General features: G+C 46.4%; 13 protein-coding genes and 5 pseudogenes. 15 read left to right on the top strand and 3 right to left on the bottom strand.

Annotated features, from left to right (window positions below):
* Positions 1-47: 47 nt before the first annotated feature.
* The 15 genes and pseudogenes from HBM92_RS21220 to dcm all read left to right on the top strand — a co-directional run bounded on the left by HBM92_RS21220 (position 48) and on the right by dcm (position 11,757).
* Positions 48-2,894, top strand: coding sequence for an Ag43/Cah family autotransporter adhesin (locus HBM92_RS21220; RefSeq protein WP_001546341.1), 2,847 nt, complete (start codon positions 48-50; stop codon positions 2,892-2,894).
* A 70-nt stretch (positions 2,895-2,964) separates the two neighbouring features.
* A pseudogene (locus HBM92_RS21215) lies at positions 2,965-3,160 on the top strand (DUF905 family protein).
* 117 nt (positions 3,161-3,277) lie between these two features.
* On the top strand, positions 3,278-4,096 hold the full coding sequence (locus HBM92_RS21210; protein WP_001234738.1) for a DUF932 domain-containing protein: 819 nt from the start codon (positions 3,278-3,280) through the stop codon (positions 4,094-4,096).
* 341 nt (positions 4,097-4,437) lie between these two features.
* Positions 4,438-4,911, top strand: a complete 474-nt coding sequence (locus HBM92_RS21205; RefSeq protein ID WP_001350782.1) for an antirestriction protein — start codon at positions 4,438-4,440, stop codon at positions 4,909-4,911.
* Between the two features lie 15 nt (positions 4,912-4,926).
* A complete protein-coding gene (locus HBM92_RS21200; protein ID WP_001186775.1) occupies positions 4,927-5,403 on the top strand; it encodes a RadC family protein in 477 nt (158 codons plus the stop codon).
* Between the two features lie 62 nt (positions 5,404-5,465).
* Entirely contained in the window at positions 5,466-5,687 is a 222-nt protein-coding gene (locus tag HBM92_RS21195; protein ID WP_000692345.1) for a DUF987 domain-containing protein, read from the top strand.
* 162 nt (positions 5,688-5,849) lie between these two features.
* Positions 5,850-6,218 (top strand): type IV toxin-antitoxin system YeeU family antitoxin, encoded by a 369-nt coding sequence (locus HBM92_RS21190; protein WP_001295723.1) that lies wholly within the window; start codon positions 5,850-5,852, stop codon positions 6,216-6,218.
* A gap of 89 nt (positions 6,219-6,307) precedes the next feature.
* Complete coding sequence (locus HBM92_RS21185; protein ID WP_000854759.1) at positions 6,308-6,685, top strand: TA system toxin CbtA family protein; 378 nt, start codon at positions 6,308-6,310, stop codon at positions 6,683-6,685.
* Positions 6,682-7,170, top strand: coding sequence for a DUF5983 family protein (locus tag HBM92_RS21180; protein ID WP_000761690.1), 489 nt, complete (start codon positions 6,682-6,684; stop codon positions 7,168-7,170). Before HBM92_RS21185 ends, HBM92_RS21180 begins: the two co-directional genes overlap by 4 nt.
* Positions 7,171-7,186: 16 nt before the next feature.
* Positions 7,187-7,363 carry a DUF957 domain-containing protein gene (locus HBM92_RS21175; RefSeq protein ID WP_000839286.1) on the top strand — a complete coding sequence of 59 codons (177 nt, stop codon included), beginning with the start codon at positions 7,187-7,189 and terminating at the stop codon, positions 7,361-7,363.
* A 105-nt stretch (positions 7,364-7,468) separates the two neighbouring features.
* Positions 7,469-7,618: pseudogene (locus HBM92_RS25155) on the top strand (hypothetical protein); the annotation flags it as partial.
* Positions 7,609-7,722 (top strand): annotated as a pseudogene (locus tag HBM92_RS25740) (transcriptional regulator); the annotation flags it as partial. The pseudogenes HBM92_RS25155 and HBM92_RS25740, both read left to right, overlap by 10 nt.
* Positions 7,723-7,984: 262 nt before the next feature.
* Positions 7,985-8,290, top strand: a pseudogene (locus HBM92_RS25735) (helix-turn-helix domain-containing protein); the annotation flags it as partial.
* Positions 8,291-8,951: 661 nt separating this feature from the next.
* Entirely contained in the window at positions 8,952-10,574 is a 1,623-nt protein-coding gene (locus tag HBM92_RS21155; protein WP_001295726.1) for an Alw26I/Eco31I/Esp3I family type II restriction adenine-specific DNA-methyltransferase, read from the top strand.
* Positions 10,567-11,757 (top strand): DNA (cytosine-5-)-methyltransferase, encoded by a 1,191-nt coding sequence (gene dcm, locus HBM92_RS21150; RefSeq protein WP_001295727.1) that lies wholly within the window; start codon positions 10,567-10,569, stop codon positions 11,755-11,757. The genes HBM92_RS21155 and dcm overlap by 8 nt, the downstream gene beginning before the upstream one ends.
* A 12-nt stretch (positions 11,758-11,769) precedes the next feature.
* Here dcm and HBM92_RS21145 read toward each other — a convergent pair whose 3' ends face one another.
* The 3 genes and pseudogenes from HBM92_RS21145 to HBM92_RS21135 form a co-directional block, all read right to left on the bottom strand.
* Positions 11,770-13,509 carry an Alw26I/Eco31I/Esp3I family type II restriction endonuclease gene (locus HBM92_RS21145; RefSeq protein WP_000781649.1) on the bottom strand — a complete coding sequence of 580 codons (1,740 nt, stop codon included), beginning with the start codon at positions 13,507-13,509 and terminating at the stop codon, positions 11,770-11,772.
* A gap of 109 nt (positions 13,510-13,618) precedes the next feature.
* The gene (locus tag HBM92_RS21140) at positions 13,619-14,905 is read right to left on the bottom strand and encodes an McrC family protein (RefSeq protein WP_000504875.1); all 1,287 of its coding nucleotides are present in this window, start codon (positions 14,903-14,905) and stop codon (positions 13,619-13,621) included.
* Positions 14,898-16,409, bottom strand: a pseudogene (locus tag HBM92_RS21135) (McrB family protein); the annotation flags it as partial. The pseudogene HBM92_RS21135 and the gene HBM92_RS21140, both read right to left, overlap by 8 nt.
* Between the last annotated feature and the right edge of the window lie 7 nt (positions 16,410-16,416).

Below are 16,416 nucleotides of genomic sequence, written 5' to 3'. Positions count from 1 at the left end.
ATTTGTGGGTACCGGCTTTTTTATTCACCCTCTGTAAGGAAAAGCTGATGAAACGACATCTGAACACCAGCTACAGGCTGGTATGGAATCACATTACGGGCACCCTGGTGGTGGCTTCCGAACTGGCGCGCTCACGGGGAAAACGCACCGGTGTGGCGGTTGCGCTGTCTCTTGCTGCTGTCACGTCAGTCCCGGTACTGGCTGCTGACACGGTCGTACAGGCGGGAGAAACCGTGAGCGGCGGAACACTGACAAATCATGACAACCAGATTGTCTTCGGTACGGCCAACGGAATGACCATCAGTACCGGTCTGGAGTATGGGCCGGATAACGAGGCCAATACCGGCGGGCAATGGATACAAAATGGCGGTATCGCCAACAACACTACTGTCACCGGTGGTGGTCTTCAGAGAGTGAATGCCGGAGGAAGCGTTTCAGACACGGTTATCAGTGCCGGAGGCGGACAGAGCCTTCAGGGGCAGGCAGTGAATACCACTCTGAACGGCGGTGAGCAGTGGGTACATGAAGGCGGGATTGCAACGGTTACCGTCATTAATGAGAAGGGCTGGCAGGCCGTCAAATCCGGCGCAGTGGCAACCGACACGGTTGTGAATACCGGCGCAGAAGGGGGACCGGATGCAGAAAATGGTGATACCGGGCAGTTTGTTCGCGGAAATGCCGTACGTACCACCATCAATAAAAATGGTCGTCAGATTGTGGCTGCTGAAGGAACAGCAAATACCACTGTGGTTTATGCCGGCGGCGACCAGACGGTACATGGTCACGCACTGGATACCACGCTGAATGGGGGGTACCAGTATGTGCACAACGGCGGTACAGCGTCTGGCACTGTTGTAAACAGTGACGGCTGGCAGGTAGTGAAGGATGGGGCAGTGGCTGAAAATACCACCGTTAACCAGAAAGGCAAACTGCAGGTGAACGCCGGTGGTACCGCCACACATGTCACCCTGAAACAGGGTGGAGCACTGGTCACCAGTACTGCGGCAACGGTTCTTGGCAGCAACCGTCTGGGCAATTTCACGGTGGAAAACGGTAAGGCTGACGGCGTTGTTCTGGAGTCCGGTGGTCGCCTGGATGTACTGGAAGGCCATTCAGCGCAGAAAACACGGGTGGATGACGGCGGTACCCTGGCAGTGTCTGCCGGTGGTAAGGCAACAGGTGTCACCATGACATCCGGTGGTGCCCTGATTGCAGACAGTGGTGCCACTGTTGAGGGGACCAATGCCAGCGGTAAGTTCAGTATTGATGGCATATCCGGTCAGGCCAGCGGCCTGCTGCTGGAAAATGGCGGCAGCTTTACGGTTAATGCCGGGGGACAGGCCAGCAACACCACTGTCGGACATCGTGGAACACTGATGCTGGCTGCCGGGGGAAGTCTGAGTGGCAGAACACAGCTCAGTAAAGGCGCCAGCATGGTACTGAATGGTGATGTGGTCAGTACCGGCGATATTGTTAACGCAGGGGAGATTTACTTTGACAATCAGACAACACCGGATGCCGTACTGAGCCGTGCTGTTGCAAAAGGCAACGCCCCGGTAACGTTCCATAAACTGACAACCAGTAACCTCACCGGTCAGGGTGGCACTATCAATATGCGTGTTCGCCTTGATGGCAGCAATGCCTCTGACCAGCTGGTGATTAATGGTGGTCAGGCAACCGGCAAAACCTGGCTTGCGTTTACAAATGTCGGAAACAGTAACCTCGGGGTGGCAACCACCGGACAGGGTATCCGGGTTGTGGATGCACAGAATGGCGCTACCACAGAAGAAGGTGCGTTTGCCCTGAGTCGCCCGCTTCAGGCCGGCGCCTTTAACTACACCCTGAACCGTGACAGCGATGAAGACTGGTACCTGCGCAGTGAAAATGCTTATCGTGCTGAAGTCCCCCTGTATACATCCATGCTGACACAGGCAATGGACTATGACCGGATTCTGGCAGGCTCCCGCAGCCATCAGACCGGTGTAAACGGTGAAAATAACAGCGTCCGTCTCAGCATTCAGGGCGGTCATCTCGGTCACGATAACAACGGCGGTATTGCCCGTGGAGCCACGCCGGAAAGCAGCGGCAGCTATGGCTTCGTCCGTCTGGAGGGTGACCTGCTGAGAACAGAGGTTGCCGGTATGTCTCTGACGACAGGGGTGTATGGTGCCGCAGGCCATTCTTCCGTTGATGTTAAGGATGATGACGGTTCCCGCGCCGGCACGGTCCGGGATGATGCCGGCAGCCTGGGCGGATACCTGAATCTGACACACACGTCCTCCGGCCTGTGGGCTGACATTGTGGCACAGGGAGCCCGCCACAGCATGAAAGCGTCATCGGACAATAACGACTTCCGCGCCCGGGGCTGGGGCTGGCTGGGCTCACTGGAAACCGGTCTGCCCTTCAGTATCACTGACAACCTGATGCTGGAGCCACAACTGCAGTATACCTGGCAGGGACTTTCCCTGGATGACGGCCAGGATAACGCCGGTTATGTGAAGTTTGGGCATGGCAGTGCACAACATGTGCGTGCCGGTTTCCGTCTGGGCAGCCACAACGATATGAGCTTTGGTGAAGGCACCTCATCCCGTGACACCCTGCGCGACAGTGCAAAACACCGTGTGCGTGAACTGCCGGTGAACTGGTGGGTACAGCCTTCTGTTATCCGCACCTTCAGCTCCCGGGGTGACATGAGCATGGGTACAGCCGCCGCCGGCAGTAACATGACGTTCTCACCGTCCCGGAATGGCACGTCACTGGACCTGCAGGCCGGACTGGAAGCCCGTGTCCGGGAAAATATCACCCTGGGCGTTCAGGGCGGTTATGCCCACAGCGTCAGCGGCAGCAGCGCTGAAGGTTATAACGGTCAGGCCACGCTGAATGTGACTTTCTGATAATCAGGTCACTCTCCTTCAGGCCCCGGTCATCATGACCGGGGCTTTTTACTTTCAGGGAGCAACAGATATGCCGGGTTGTACATCACGTTTATTGCCCGAAGGCCCTTTCTCACGCGAACAGGCTGTTGCCGTCAAAACAGCTTACCGCAATGTGTTTACTGAAGATGACCAGGGAACATATTCCCGGCTGGTTATCCGTAATGCTGAAGGTCAGTTGCGCTGGTGATGCCGGAACACAGCTTAATACTCAGCTCGCCAGTTAAGGGCTTCTCAGACAATAAACGTCATTCATTTCATCTGTCAGGCCGCGTCTTCTCCGGGAGACGTGGCTTTTTCATTTATTACACCAGTAAATCTTAACCACCGATAAGGAGCAAATTATGCGACTAGCCAGTCGTTTTGGTTATACGAACCAGATACGCCGTGACCGTCCGCTGACACACGAAGAACTGATGCACTATGTTCCCAGTATTTTCGGTGAAGACCGGCATACTTCCCGCAGTAAACGATATGCGTACATTCCCACCATCACCGTACTGGAAAGCCTGCAGCGGGAAGGCTTTCAGCCATTCTTCGCCTGCCAGACCCGTGTGCGCGACCCGGGCCGCCGGGGATACACAAAACACATGCTGCGTCTGCGGCGGGCCGGAGAGATAAACGGAGAACATGTCCCTGAAATCATTCTGCTCAACTCCCATGACGGTACCTCCAGCTACCAGATGCTGCCGGGTTACTTCAGGTTCGTCTGTCAGAACGGATGCGTCTGTGGTCAGTCTCCGGGGGAAGTGCGTGTTCCGCATCGGGGAAATGTGGTGGACAGAGTCATTGAAGGGGCTTACGAGGTGGTGGGCGTGTTTGACCGGATTGAGGAAAAGCGTGATGCCATGCAGTCGCTGGTCCTGCCGCCACCGACACGCCAGGCGCTGGCACAGGCGGCACTGACTTACCGTTATGGTGACGAACATCAGCCAGTCACCACCGCTGACATTCTGACACCACGACGCCGGGAGGATTACGGTAAAGACCTGTGGAGCGCATATCAGACCATCCAGGAGAATATGCTGAAAGGCGGAATTTCCGGCCGCAGTGCAAAAGGAAAACGTATCCACACCCGTGCCATTCACAACATCGACACCGATATTAAGCTCAACCGCGCATTGTGGGTAATGGCAGAAACGCTGCTGGAGAGCCTGCGCTGATGCAGCATGTCCCTGAAGGCGTGATTCAGGCACCAGAATCACCCGACGCCCCGGAGGCGCTGCCGGGGTGTCGTTCCATTTCTGATGATGACCTGTGCGCCTGGTGTACCCGTCTGCTTTACCGTCCCGGAGAAATCAGTCTGTGCAGACTGAGTATACAGGCAATGGCATCTGGCCATCCGTCTGTGACCGGAACGGTTACGCGTACGGCTGTCCGGAATTTCAGCCGAATATCATTCATCCCTGATATTACCGGGTCATCACGGTCAGTGATGAACGTGATGTTGCCAGCTCCCGACCTTTACTCCCTCTCATTTATTCACATTACAAGGATTTCATACATGAAAACATTGTCTCAGAACACCACCTCTTCGGCCTGTGCACCGGAGACTGACCTGCAAAAACTGGTAGCCACTCCCGTCCCTGATGAACGGCGCATCAGCTTCTGGCCGCAGCACTTTGGCCTCATTCCACAGTGGGTGACCCTGGAGCCCCGTATCTTCGGCTGGATGGACCGTCTGTGTGAAGACTACTGCGGTGGTATCTGGAATCTGTACACCCTGAACAACGGCGGGGCATTTATGGCACCCGAACCGGATGACGATGATGACGAAACATGGGTACTGTTCAATGCCATGAACGGTAACCGCGCTGAAATGAGCCCGGAAGCCGCCGGCATTGCTGCCTGTCTGATGACGTACAGTCATCATGCCTGTCGTACGGAGTGTTATGCCATGACGGTCCATTATTACCGGCTGCGGGATTACGCCCTGCAGCATCCGGAATGCAGCGCCATTATGCGCATCATCGACTGAATGGAGAGAAGTACAATGCAACAGCTTTCCTTTCTGCCCGGAGAGATGACGCCCGGCGAGCGCAGCCTCATTCAACGGGCCCTGAAAACCCTGGACCGCCATCTTCATGAACCCGGCGTGGCCTTCACCTCCACCCGTGCGGCACGAGAATGGCTGATTCTGAACATGGCGGGACTGGAACGTGAAGAGTTCCGGGTGCTGTATCTGAACAACCAGAATCAGCTGATTGCCGGTGAAACCCTCTTCACCGGCACCATCAACCGCACGGAAGTCCATCCCCGGGAAGTGATTAAACGCGCCCTGTATCACAATGCCGCTGCTGTGGTGCTGGCACACAATCACCCGTCCGGTGAAGTCACACCCAGCAAGGCAGACCGCCTTATCACGGAACGTCTGGTACAGGCACTGGGCCTGGTGGATATCCGGGTGCCGGACCATCTGATAGTCGGTGGCAGCCAGGTTTTCTCCTTTGCCGAATATGGTCTGCTTTAACCCGTCACAACCACATCACACCTGTTTTCACTTTTATCTTCTGTCTTCAGAGGTATCCCACTATGAAAATCATCACCCGTGGCGAAGCCATGCGTATTCACCGTCAGCATCCGGCATCCCGTCTTTTTCCGTTCTGTACCGGCAAATACCGCTGGCACGGCAGTGCTGAAGCGTATACCGGTCGTGAAGTGCAGGATATTCCCGGTGTGCTGGCCGTGTTTGCAGAACGCCGTAAGGACAGTTTTGGTCCGTATGTCCGGCTGATGAGCGTCACCCTGAACTGATGTTCCGTCACCCGGAAAACGAGTACGACTGGCAGAGCTCAGACGCCGCTGTGGATGAGGTCCTGCTCATCAACGAATACACCTTTACCGAAGCCGGTCTGCGCGCCGGCTGACCCGTCATCGTTAAACTATCATTCACCGATTTTCTGTGAGGATTTTATCGTGTCAGACACACTTTCCGGGACAACGCATCCCGATGACAATGACGACCATCCCTGGTGGGGACTACCCTGCACAGTGACGCCCTGTTTCGGCGCCCGTCTGGTGCAGGAGGGTAACCGGTTGCATTACCTTGCCGACCGTGCCGGTATCAGAGGCCGGTTCAGAGATGCGGATGCGTACCCTCTGGACCAGGCCTTTCCGCTGCTGATGAAACAACTGAAATTAATGCTCACCAGTGGTGAACTGAATCCCCGCCATCAGCATACCGTGACACTGTATGCGAAGGGGCTGACCTGTGAAGCCGACACCCTCGGCTCCTGTGGTTACGTTTATCTGGCTGTTTATCCGACACCTGAAACGAAAAAGTAAACCACCAGAATAACCTTCTGCTCCGGCCTGGTGTTTTCACCACGCCACTGTCCCATTTTTTATCTCTGCATATCAGGAAAATCTTCAGTATGAAAACATTACCCGACACGCATGTACGGGAGGTATCGTGCTGCCCGTCTCCAGTCACCATCTGGCAGACACTGCTCACCCGACTGCTGGACCAGCACTACGGCCTTACGCTGAATGACACACCGTTCGCTGATGAACGTGTGATTGAGCAGCATATTGAGGCAGGCATTTCACTGTGTGATGCAGTGAACTTTCTCGTGGAAAAATACGCACTGGTACGTACCGACCTGCCGGGATTCAGCGCCTGTACCCACTCTCAGTTAATAAACAGCATCGATATCCTCCGGGCTCGCCGGGCAACAGGCCTGATGATCCGCGACAATTACAGAACGGTAAATAACATTACCCTGGGGAAGCATCCGGAGGCGAAACGATGAAACTGGCCCTGACGCTGGAAGCCGACAGCGTTAACGTGCAGGCGCTGAACATGGGGCGCATTGTCGTTGACATTGATGGTGTTAATCTCGCTGAACTGATTAACATGGTCTGCGATAACGGCTACTCCCTTCGTGTTGTTGATGAATCTGACCGGACCTCAGCAGACTGCACGCCACCATTTGTTGCCCTTACCGGCATACGCTGCAGTACCGCACATATCACGGAAACGGACAACGCCTGGCTGTACTCGCTGTCACACCAGACCAGTGACTTCGGTGAATCAGAATGGATTCATTTTACCGGTACCGGTTATCTGTTACGTACCGATACGTGGTCATACCCGGTTCTGCGGCTTAAGCGCCTGGGGCTGTCAAAAACGTTCCGTCGTCTGGTCGTCACACTCATCCGGTGTTATGGTGTCAGTCTCATTCATCTGGATGCCAGTGCCGGATATCTGCCGGGTTTACCCACTTTCGACTGGTAATCCGGAAATTCACAACATGAAATCATTAACCACGGAAACAGCGCTGGATATTCTGATTACGTGGCTGCAGGACAATATCGACTGCGAATCGGGAATTATCTTCGACAACGATGAGGATAAAACAGATTCGGCAGCACTGTTGCCCTGTATCGCACAGGCCAGGGAGGGTATCCGTACCCTGCGCCAACAGTAACTTTTGTACCAGAACCAGTGAAGATCACTCACCCGATTTCACTTCCCTGACGTCAGCCTGAACACGGCTGGCATTTTCATTTATAAACAGAAAGGAAAAATGATGATGTCAGATACCACACTCTCCCGCCCGGAGGTGGTCAGCGGGCATACGGACGTTATCTATTCCACCTCAGTCTGCCACATTCTGGCTGTACGAAAGAGTACACTGTTGCCAATCGACACAATTATCCGGCATCAAGTAAGCGATATCAGTTAACCGATATAGATGGGGAAGATGCTTTTATCCGGATTGGTTCTATCGCGATGGTGCGAGTACCACTTGATGCAATGGAGCCTGTCGAGGAAGATGACGAGTAACAGAGCTCGGTATCTCAATCAGGACCTGATTGTCCTGGTTCGATGCCGAAAACCAGTGATTTTTCGTGTTGGTATCTGTGTTGGTATAGGATGGTGTTGTTTATTATTAACAATTTTAAATCATGAGGTTAAATCGCATGTTTGAGTCCGGCCTTCGCACCATACCGTATGCAAATCGAGTCGCTCAAGGGCGACTTTTTTTGTGTCGGTGACCCGTCCTGAATAGCTATGACACGTTCCTGACTTAAACCCGGAGAACGTGATGATGTCTGGGTTCAAACGCACTCAACGTGATTATCCTCTATCCTTTAAAATAGCCGTTGTTGAGAAGGTTGAAAAAGGCGAGATGACTTATAAACAGGCCGGCTGCAGTTATGGCATTCAGGGGCGCTCCACCGTTCTTGTCTGGTTGCGTAAATATGGCCGGCTTGACTGGAGCCCCGGACTTCCTGACCAGGTAAAGAGGAGACTGCCTGTGGCTCTGGCGACTGTCCCGCTGACACCCGAGCAAAGAATCAGGGAACTTGAAGAACAGCTTGAGCAGGCGAGCCAGAAAACTGAGTTTTTTAATTATTTATCAATAACCTGTTCAATGACTAATGGTTATAACTGCCACCAGAATGCGCAGGCTGAGTGGATAAACGGAATCCTGAAAATGAGTTTTTACTCTCGCGTCCTGCAGAGCTGACGTAGGGCCGGTAAATGGTAAAAGAATTCGTGGCAATTTATAACCATGAGCGGTCACATTTGGCATTGAAATACAAAACGCCCGATGAAGTTCATCAACCGTTTTACGGACAGAAAACTGTCAACTTATATCAGGAACAGTTAAAGCCAGGTGCGTATTTTCATGAAAGGAGATCACTCAATAACTCACCGATCTCCTTCACGGTAATACGCACCAGGCATGTGGATGAGCGTAGATTATGTTGCAGTTGCGGAAGGGGTTCTTAAGGGGTATCGAGATAACGGGTTAAGCTATTTATTGATATGGTAAGTAACCATAGTATTAAAATTGATATCGATATTTAAAGTGATTATAAAGCAAGTTATTCTTTATGGAATAAATGATAACTGTTTCTTTCGGAGCAGGATAAAATTAATTTAAATTTTTATAGCGATGCTCACTCTAGGGGAAATCTTTAATGACTGTTTTTATGTACAGTTATTGTTGAGTGTTCACAAGTTAAATGATATAATCCATATTATTAATGGAAGAGATATTTTACATGAAACATATCCATTTAATTAATTCACTGTCCTTGGACGAGACAACAAAATTCACTAAAAAAGCGACAGGTAAATACTATACAGATCCAAAAATAGCTCTTTTGATGATAGAGAAGTTATTACCATTGATAAATTCCTGTGATAAAAAAAGTTATAATGTCGCAGATCCATTTTCAGGGGATGGTCGACTTATTACATTGCTTATTAAACAATGGATGATAAATGGTTTTCCAGATGTAGAGTGGAATGTTTATCTGTTCGATATAGAAAATACAGGCCTCACTTATGCTAAAAATGCGTTGTCTGAACTTAAGTTAGCAGGTGCAAATATTAACATTACTATAAAAAATAGTGATGTTTTTTATGAATTTAAAAAATATGTTGATTATTTTGATTGTGTTATAACCAATCCGCCTTGGGAGAATATAAAACCAGATTCTAGAGAGCTCGATTTTTTTGAACCATCTATGAAATCGATGTATATAGACTCTCTTCGTGAGTTTGATGATTATTTGTCAAGAGTATTGCCATATTCTCAGCCGAAGCGTAAATTTGCTGGGTGGGGGACTAATCTTTCACGTGTTGGTGCAGAACTTAGCTTAGAAATATGTAATAAAAATGGATTGGTAGCTATAGTTATGCCTGCATCTTTTTTCGCAGATGAACAATCGTACATATTACGTGAAAAGTTTTTTAATTCAGGGAGGATTGATTGCATAAATTATTATCCAGCTGAGGCTAAATTATTCGGCGGTGCTGATGTTTCTTCATGTTCTTTTATTTTTAATAAAGGTGAATCCCTTAATGATAATATTCAACTTAGTGTGTATGATAAAAACTTAAATATTAAATCACTAGGTTTTTTTGATTTGTCTAGTATAGATTCTCAATATCTTAGCATTCCGGTATCTCAAGGTGTTCATGCCGTTCATTTGTTAAGAAAGCTGCAAGAGGGATACCCAACATGGGGTAGTCTGGAAAAAAATGGAGAGATATGGGCAGGAAGAGAAATAGATGAAACTGGTAGTAGTGACTGGACACAAAAAAGTGGCGGCGGATTATTATTCATTAAAGGAAAAATGATTGGGAGGTATAATTTTCATAATGAGAAGAGCTTAAGAATAACGAAAAAAATTGATAAGGTTCTATCCAATTCTAATTTCGTAAGGATTGCATGGCGTGACATTTCACGCCCGAGTCAAAAAAGGCGAATGATTGCAACGATAATACCTCCTAACTCTTTGGCAGGGAATTCATTAGGGGTGGTCTATTATAAAAGTGGTTCGCAAGATTCGCTCTTTAGTTTGCTTGGTATTATAAACTCCCTTTGTTTTGAATTTCAATTAAGAAGCTTTTTAGCTACTGGTCATGTATCATTGTCAGCCTTACGAAAAACTGCAATACCGTCTGAAAAAATATTATTACAACATTCTGAATTAAAACAACTTGTGATTTCTTGCATAGAGGGATGTTGTGATGCTGAGTTGAAAATTGAGGCTTATGTTGCCAAAAATATTTACAAATTGGATTTGAATGAATTTAATAAGCTTCTGTCTTCATTTGATAAGATTGAGTTAGCTGAAAAAGAAAGTTTATTGAGGATTTTTCAACATTATGACTAAAAGTGAAACATTTATGATTCCCAATCACAAGGCAGCAAAGCTAAGTGAATTGGATATGATGATTGTTAACTCAGTACCGCCAGGTGGCAACTGGAAAAATATTCCTTTAGATGTACCGTCTAAAAGAATAGAGCAAATTAGGGATAGTTATGCACAAGGAAAAGGAAGCCGTTCAACATACTACGGTAGATTACTTCCAGATATGCCTGCATATACTATCAATACATATTTTAACCGACCTGGGAATGGTTGCCATATTCACTATGAGCAAGATCGTGTTCTATCCCAGAGAGAAGCTGCAAGACTACAATCGTTCCCGGATGATTTTATTTTCTTCGGAGGTCAAACAGCAATTAATACCCAAATCGGTAATGCAGTGCCCCCATTTTTAGCTTTTCTGATTGCGAAAGAAATAGAGAAGGCGATAGGTAATACTGGTTATTATATCGATTTATTTTCCGGAGCTGGAGGGCTGGGACTAGGATTCAAATGGGCTGGATGGACTCCATTATTGGCGAATGATATTGAAGAAAAATATCTACAAACATATTCAAACAATGTTCACAAAGAAGTTTTATGTGGCAGCATTTCTGATAATGAAACTTTTTCAAAAATAGCAGATAAAATATCAGGATTTAAGAAATTATATTTTGATAAACAATTATGGATACTTGGTGGACCCCCATGCCAGGGATTTTCTACGGCAGGAAATGCCAGAACAATGGATGATCCAAGAAATTCACTTTTTATGCATTATAAATCTCTCTTAAATGAGATAAAACCAAACGGTTTTATTTTTGAAAATGTTGCTGGTTTGTTGAATATGGAAAAAGGTAAGGTCTTTGAAAGAGTCAAAGAAGAATTCTCATCAACCATGAAAACTATGAATGGATGGATATTAAACTCTGAACATTATGCAATCCCTCAGCGCCGAAAAAGGGTTATATTGGTTGGTTCAAACGACCCTTTATTTTCAATTGAACCTCCACAAAAATTAACAGAAGATAAGGAATCTTGGGTATCTGTAAAGGATGCATTATCTGATCTGCCTCCTTTGCAACATGGTGAAGATGGAAGTGGTAAATATTATATCCATCACCCCGAAAATGACTATCAATTATTCATGAGAGGTAATATTACTCCTTCAGAATATTATGAAAGGAATATAAAGCCCTCTTTATAAGAGGGCTATGTCTTACTCTATAAATTCTTCTGGGATTGAGCGAACATAACGATCATTTTCCCAATATGATTCCAGTTCTTTTCCTATTTCGCTCATCCCTGATATTAGATATTTTAATATCAAGTTGAATTTTTCTTTATTGTTTGTCACTATTTCTCGTAGATCTGTAATGATTGTTCGAAATTCATTTTTTGAATCTGAATTCTCAGATATTATTCCGGATATTTTTTCATCTAAGCAAGATGTAATTTCACTTAATGATTTTAAATTATCCATAGCTTCAGAGAAAAACTTCTCAGATAATTCATTTGATACAATAAATGCGTTCCGATTTTCTTTTCTATGATAATCATTCAATGAAGTAAATGCTATTCTGATTCGTCTTGTTTTTTGCACAGCAGCATATTTTGATTCACGTTTTATTTTTTTTAATGATTTATAATGAGTTAAATGATTTGAAATGCATAATCCCTCAAATATTGGGTTATAATTGGCTACCTCAAGATGTAAAAGACTTGCAAGGAAAGTATAATAACCTTCATCCATTATTTTTTTAAGAAGATTCATATATGTATGTCTATTATCACGTAGTATTTTACTTAGTCTTAAGGCTTTTTCACTATCATCTACAGAGTGTTTTAGTCGATTCCATACTTCTTCTGCGAACCATGAAATAACCGTATGACCTTCATTCTCAGCTTCTAATAAAGAGATTATATCACTTAAATACATACGATTGTTTTTGGCACTATTACATGATTTGCAAAGTAGTTGAAATTGTGGGCGATGGGAAAACCCTAGTGAGATTGGGCCAATGTGATCTGCTTGGCAAGGAGTTGGATGTAAACCACCATTTCCGGCATTCAAACATTCCTCGTTAATAAATATATTATTTGTTCTAACTTGGCCCATTAGCCTGTCTGCAGCTACCCAATCACCATCCACCCAATATTCGAAAACTCTTCTGTCAGTAACATAAGATTTAAGATTTTCTTTGGTCCTTCCTTTATCAGCAATAGAGCGACAACAGCGGTTAAATGAATGAAATCCATCAAAACGATCTGGAGGATTTGCCATGGCTCCAGGGCTAAGCATACGTGATTCTTGAGGTATGTATTGTTCTTTTAGATACTCAATCCATGCTTCGAGATTGCTTGAAATATCTGGAATCGTGATGGATTTTGTAGAAAATAAATGTGGTAAATCTAAATATATTCTTTCACCAAATCTATCATCTAAACGAGTCAACAAATCAACTATGTGTTCATTTTGAGATAGCTCAAAAGTCTCATCTATATAATTAAGTTTCCTAACCCGAGAAAAGAAATGCTCATTTGGGTAGGAGTAAGATAATTCCATTTCTTTACCGCATTTCTTGCATGGTTTAACTCCAAGTGGATGAATTAGTTTAGCTGTTTTACTAATCCATGCTTTTTCAGTGTCAGGGTCTATCCCAATACTTCTGGCTTTATTTTTCCACCATTCATAGCGCCGTTGATGAGTGTGTTTAAATTTCCCCGATGCCCTATTTGATGGAGCTTCCCATTGAATCTCACCTTTTTCCCCAAAGGGATCTGGCATTCCAAAATAATTCGGGTGGTTAACTATTAGTCGAGTGTACTCTAAAAATGCCGCATCGCCATATTTAGGTTTTACGTTTTTCTTAATTGTATTTGTGGCTAAATTTTCATCTTTAGAGTGGCTGGCTGCTTTATCATTATTAGGAGTAACTGCAATTTTTCCCATTTTCATAAATTCTCCATATAATAAAGTAATTACTTTATATTAATTTAATTAGTAAATAAACTATGATTATACCCATTTTTTAGAGGACTGGTTCATCGCCAGCTTGGCTAGAAATTTATATACTGGACACATCCTTCACCCACATCATCCTCTCCCCGCGGTTTGCTGTTATCTGGTACGGAACAACCCATAGTTTTAATGTTTTAGAGAAAGCAAAATGCTGCTGTATCGGTTGGTTAAATTGATCATGCGCAGGATAGATTAAGTACATTTCGCCAATCCCATTTAGGTATTTTTGACCGTAGGCAAACATTTGATAGAAGTCGGCTTGCGCTAGCCCATACTGTGTTGTTTTTTGGGAGTTGCTATTTATTAGCTTCCATTTTGTGTCCATCACCAATTTGGTTTGTACCGGTCGACGTGACTGAATCAACAAATCCGGCCGAAGTTTAAAGCAATCGTTAGACCCGTGCTTCACAAGAGAATAAGTAGCCGCTTGTGGTATTACTTTGAGATGAGAAGGTAATTCGTAGGGTAGGGTCTGTGCCACAAAGGATTCAAATACCGCTTCCATAGGGAACAAAAGTGATATCGCTTTGGTGTTTCCCTGCAAAGCACTCGGACTCATTCCTCTCAGGATCAATTGCGCCCACGCCATTGGCTCGTTGTAATGAGCCATACCACGCTCGAGGCGTAAGTTGTTTATATCACGTTCAATATCCCGGCTAAGTGGAATACCGTCAAACGCAAAGCGCAGTTCGTAAAGCCAGCGTTGATTCTCTGATGACAGCTTTAGACTAAGAAGCTTATCTAGCGCGGAGTGTAAGAGCCGATTGGCTGCACAATCAGGCATGTAGTCATCATAATCGACACAAAACTTATGGCGATTCACCGCGTTATGTCGCAGCTGTGCAGAAAGCATCAGCTTGCCCTTCATAAAAGCCAGATTACCTTGCTCGCTCACATAGTCGGAGCGTAAACCTTGTTTAAGTAATTGGCTAACGCTATGCAAAAACTGGTGAATAAAAATCTCAAGCAAAGGCATACGCTGAGCCTGAAGAGTGGCTTGCTGAGTTTCAATATGTCGAAACCCAGGCAAATGGCTTAGCATCGTCAGTAATGTTTGACGTGCATTAGCCGCTGTGAGGTTTTTACCAACCTTGGGCAGTATCTCAAGCTGGAAACCGTGAGGTGTTGAAAGCATCCCCGCGTAGTTTTGAACCTGAAGCAATTTGAAGCCTGAGCGAGAGGTGAGTTTGAGGAACTGGCTCCCTTGATTACTTGCCAAGCTAAGCGCTTCTAAATAATTAAAGACCAGTGGAGGCACCAGTTTTGCGCCAACTGAAGCCGCTTTGTCACTCCCCAATAGGTCATATTCAAAAACGGAGATAACTTCACCCATGATTTACAGCCTGCTCATCAAGGGGAGTCTGCTGGGGCTGATAAATTGAACGATAAGCCTGTGGAATATTCCAGATCTCTTGATCGAAATCTTTGAGTTCGTAAGCTGTTGATTGCTGATCATGGTGTCGTAAACCATGGTTGTTACCAAAAAGCGTATCGAGATCGTCGGTTTTCTCAATCACGAATTGCAGGTTGTCGTCTTGCTTTTGATTGTCTGCCAGCACCAACCGGATCTTGTTCCAGTCATCGAAAAAGTATTCCTGTAAAAGCGGAATGATCTTTTTCTGGAATGCGATCTTCAATTGTTTAAACGCAGCTTCTTCATCACCGGCATCGAGTGCATTTTTTACCGGCATAAAGAACGCATGCCCCAGCGTATGTTCACGATCGTAAAGAGCCTCGATGCGGCTATTGAGTTTCTCTAACAACGACTCGAGCTCTATGCCTTTCACCTTAGCTCCACTCAGTAAAGAGAGATCGGGCATCATTTCGACAAAGTCAAAGCGACGGCGCAAAGCCGTGTCCATCAGAGCTAAAGAACGGTCCGCTGTATTCATGGCTCCGATGATATCGACATTGGCGGGTACGCTGAAGTGATCACCGCTATAAGCCAGTTGTAGGCTCATTGCATTGGGCATGCCTGCACGCTTGTCTACTTCAATGAGTGAGATTAGTTCACCAAAGATCTTGGATATGTTACCGCGATTGATCTCATCAATGAAAATGGCGTAGCGATGTCCTGGATCGGCATTGGCACGTTGGGAAAGGCGCATAAAGATACCCGGCTCAATGGGATAAGAGATATTGCCACTCTCGTCAGAGCGAGCGCGTATACCTTCAATAAATTCTTCATAGCCGTAAGATTGGTGGAACGTAACCACCGCAAAACGCTGGATGGCTTCGGCAGATTTAGGGCCTCGTTTAAGTTCGGCGTAGAGCTCTACCAAATCCTCCACTTGCTCGAGCTGTGAATCAACTAGCAACCATTCGCTGTTATCTGTTTTGTTAAATACGGCAGGCTCACGCCGATTCTTATAATCAACGGTTAACGACTCGGGAACTGTATAGGATTGCAAAGCTGCCCAGGCTGTATTCGATAGGTTGCCATTACGACCGTTTAATAATGCCTTACGTTGAAACCACATATGTTCAATAATTTGGCGAACTTTGGCTCGTTTCCCAAGATCGAGCAGCACCAGCGTTATAACCTGCATCCAATTCAACGATTCAAGGCGAGAATCCAGCCAGGCATCACGATCAGCTGGAACAGCATGAGAAGTGTACTCTTTCATTTTTTGCTGCAACCTGAAGGTTTTGCCAGTGCCAGGGGGGCCAAAGAAGATCACGTTAGTTGGTGAATGTAGGATGATCTTGTTCTCGATGGGCTCATTGCTGGTTATGAATGTAGTGCTCGCTATTTTCTCCTGCTTTTGTTCATTATCGCGTTCACGGAGCAATTCATAGAGATGCCAGATGGCCATATTCACGTAATAAGGATCTGTGAAGTGG

It is taken from the genome of Escherichia sp. E.sYA108 (genome assembly GCF_011754335.1).
Taxonomy (GTDB): Bacteria; Pseudomonadota; Gammaproteobacteria; order Enterobacterales; family Enterobacteriaceae; genus Escherichia; species Escherichia coli.
Note: the sequence above shows the minus strand (reverse complement) of the source record. Positions and strands in the feature narration are given on the sequence as shown.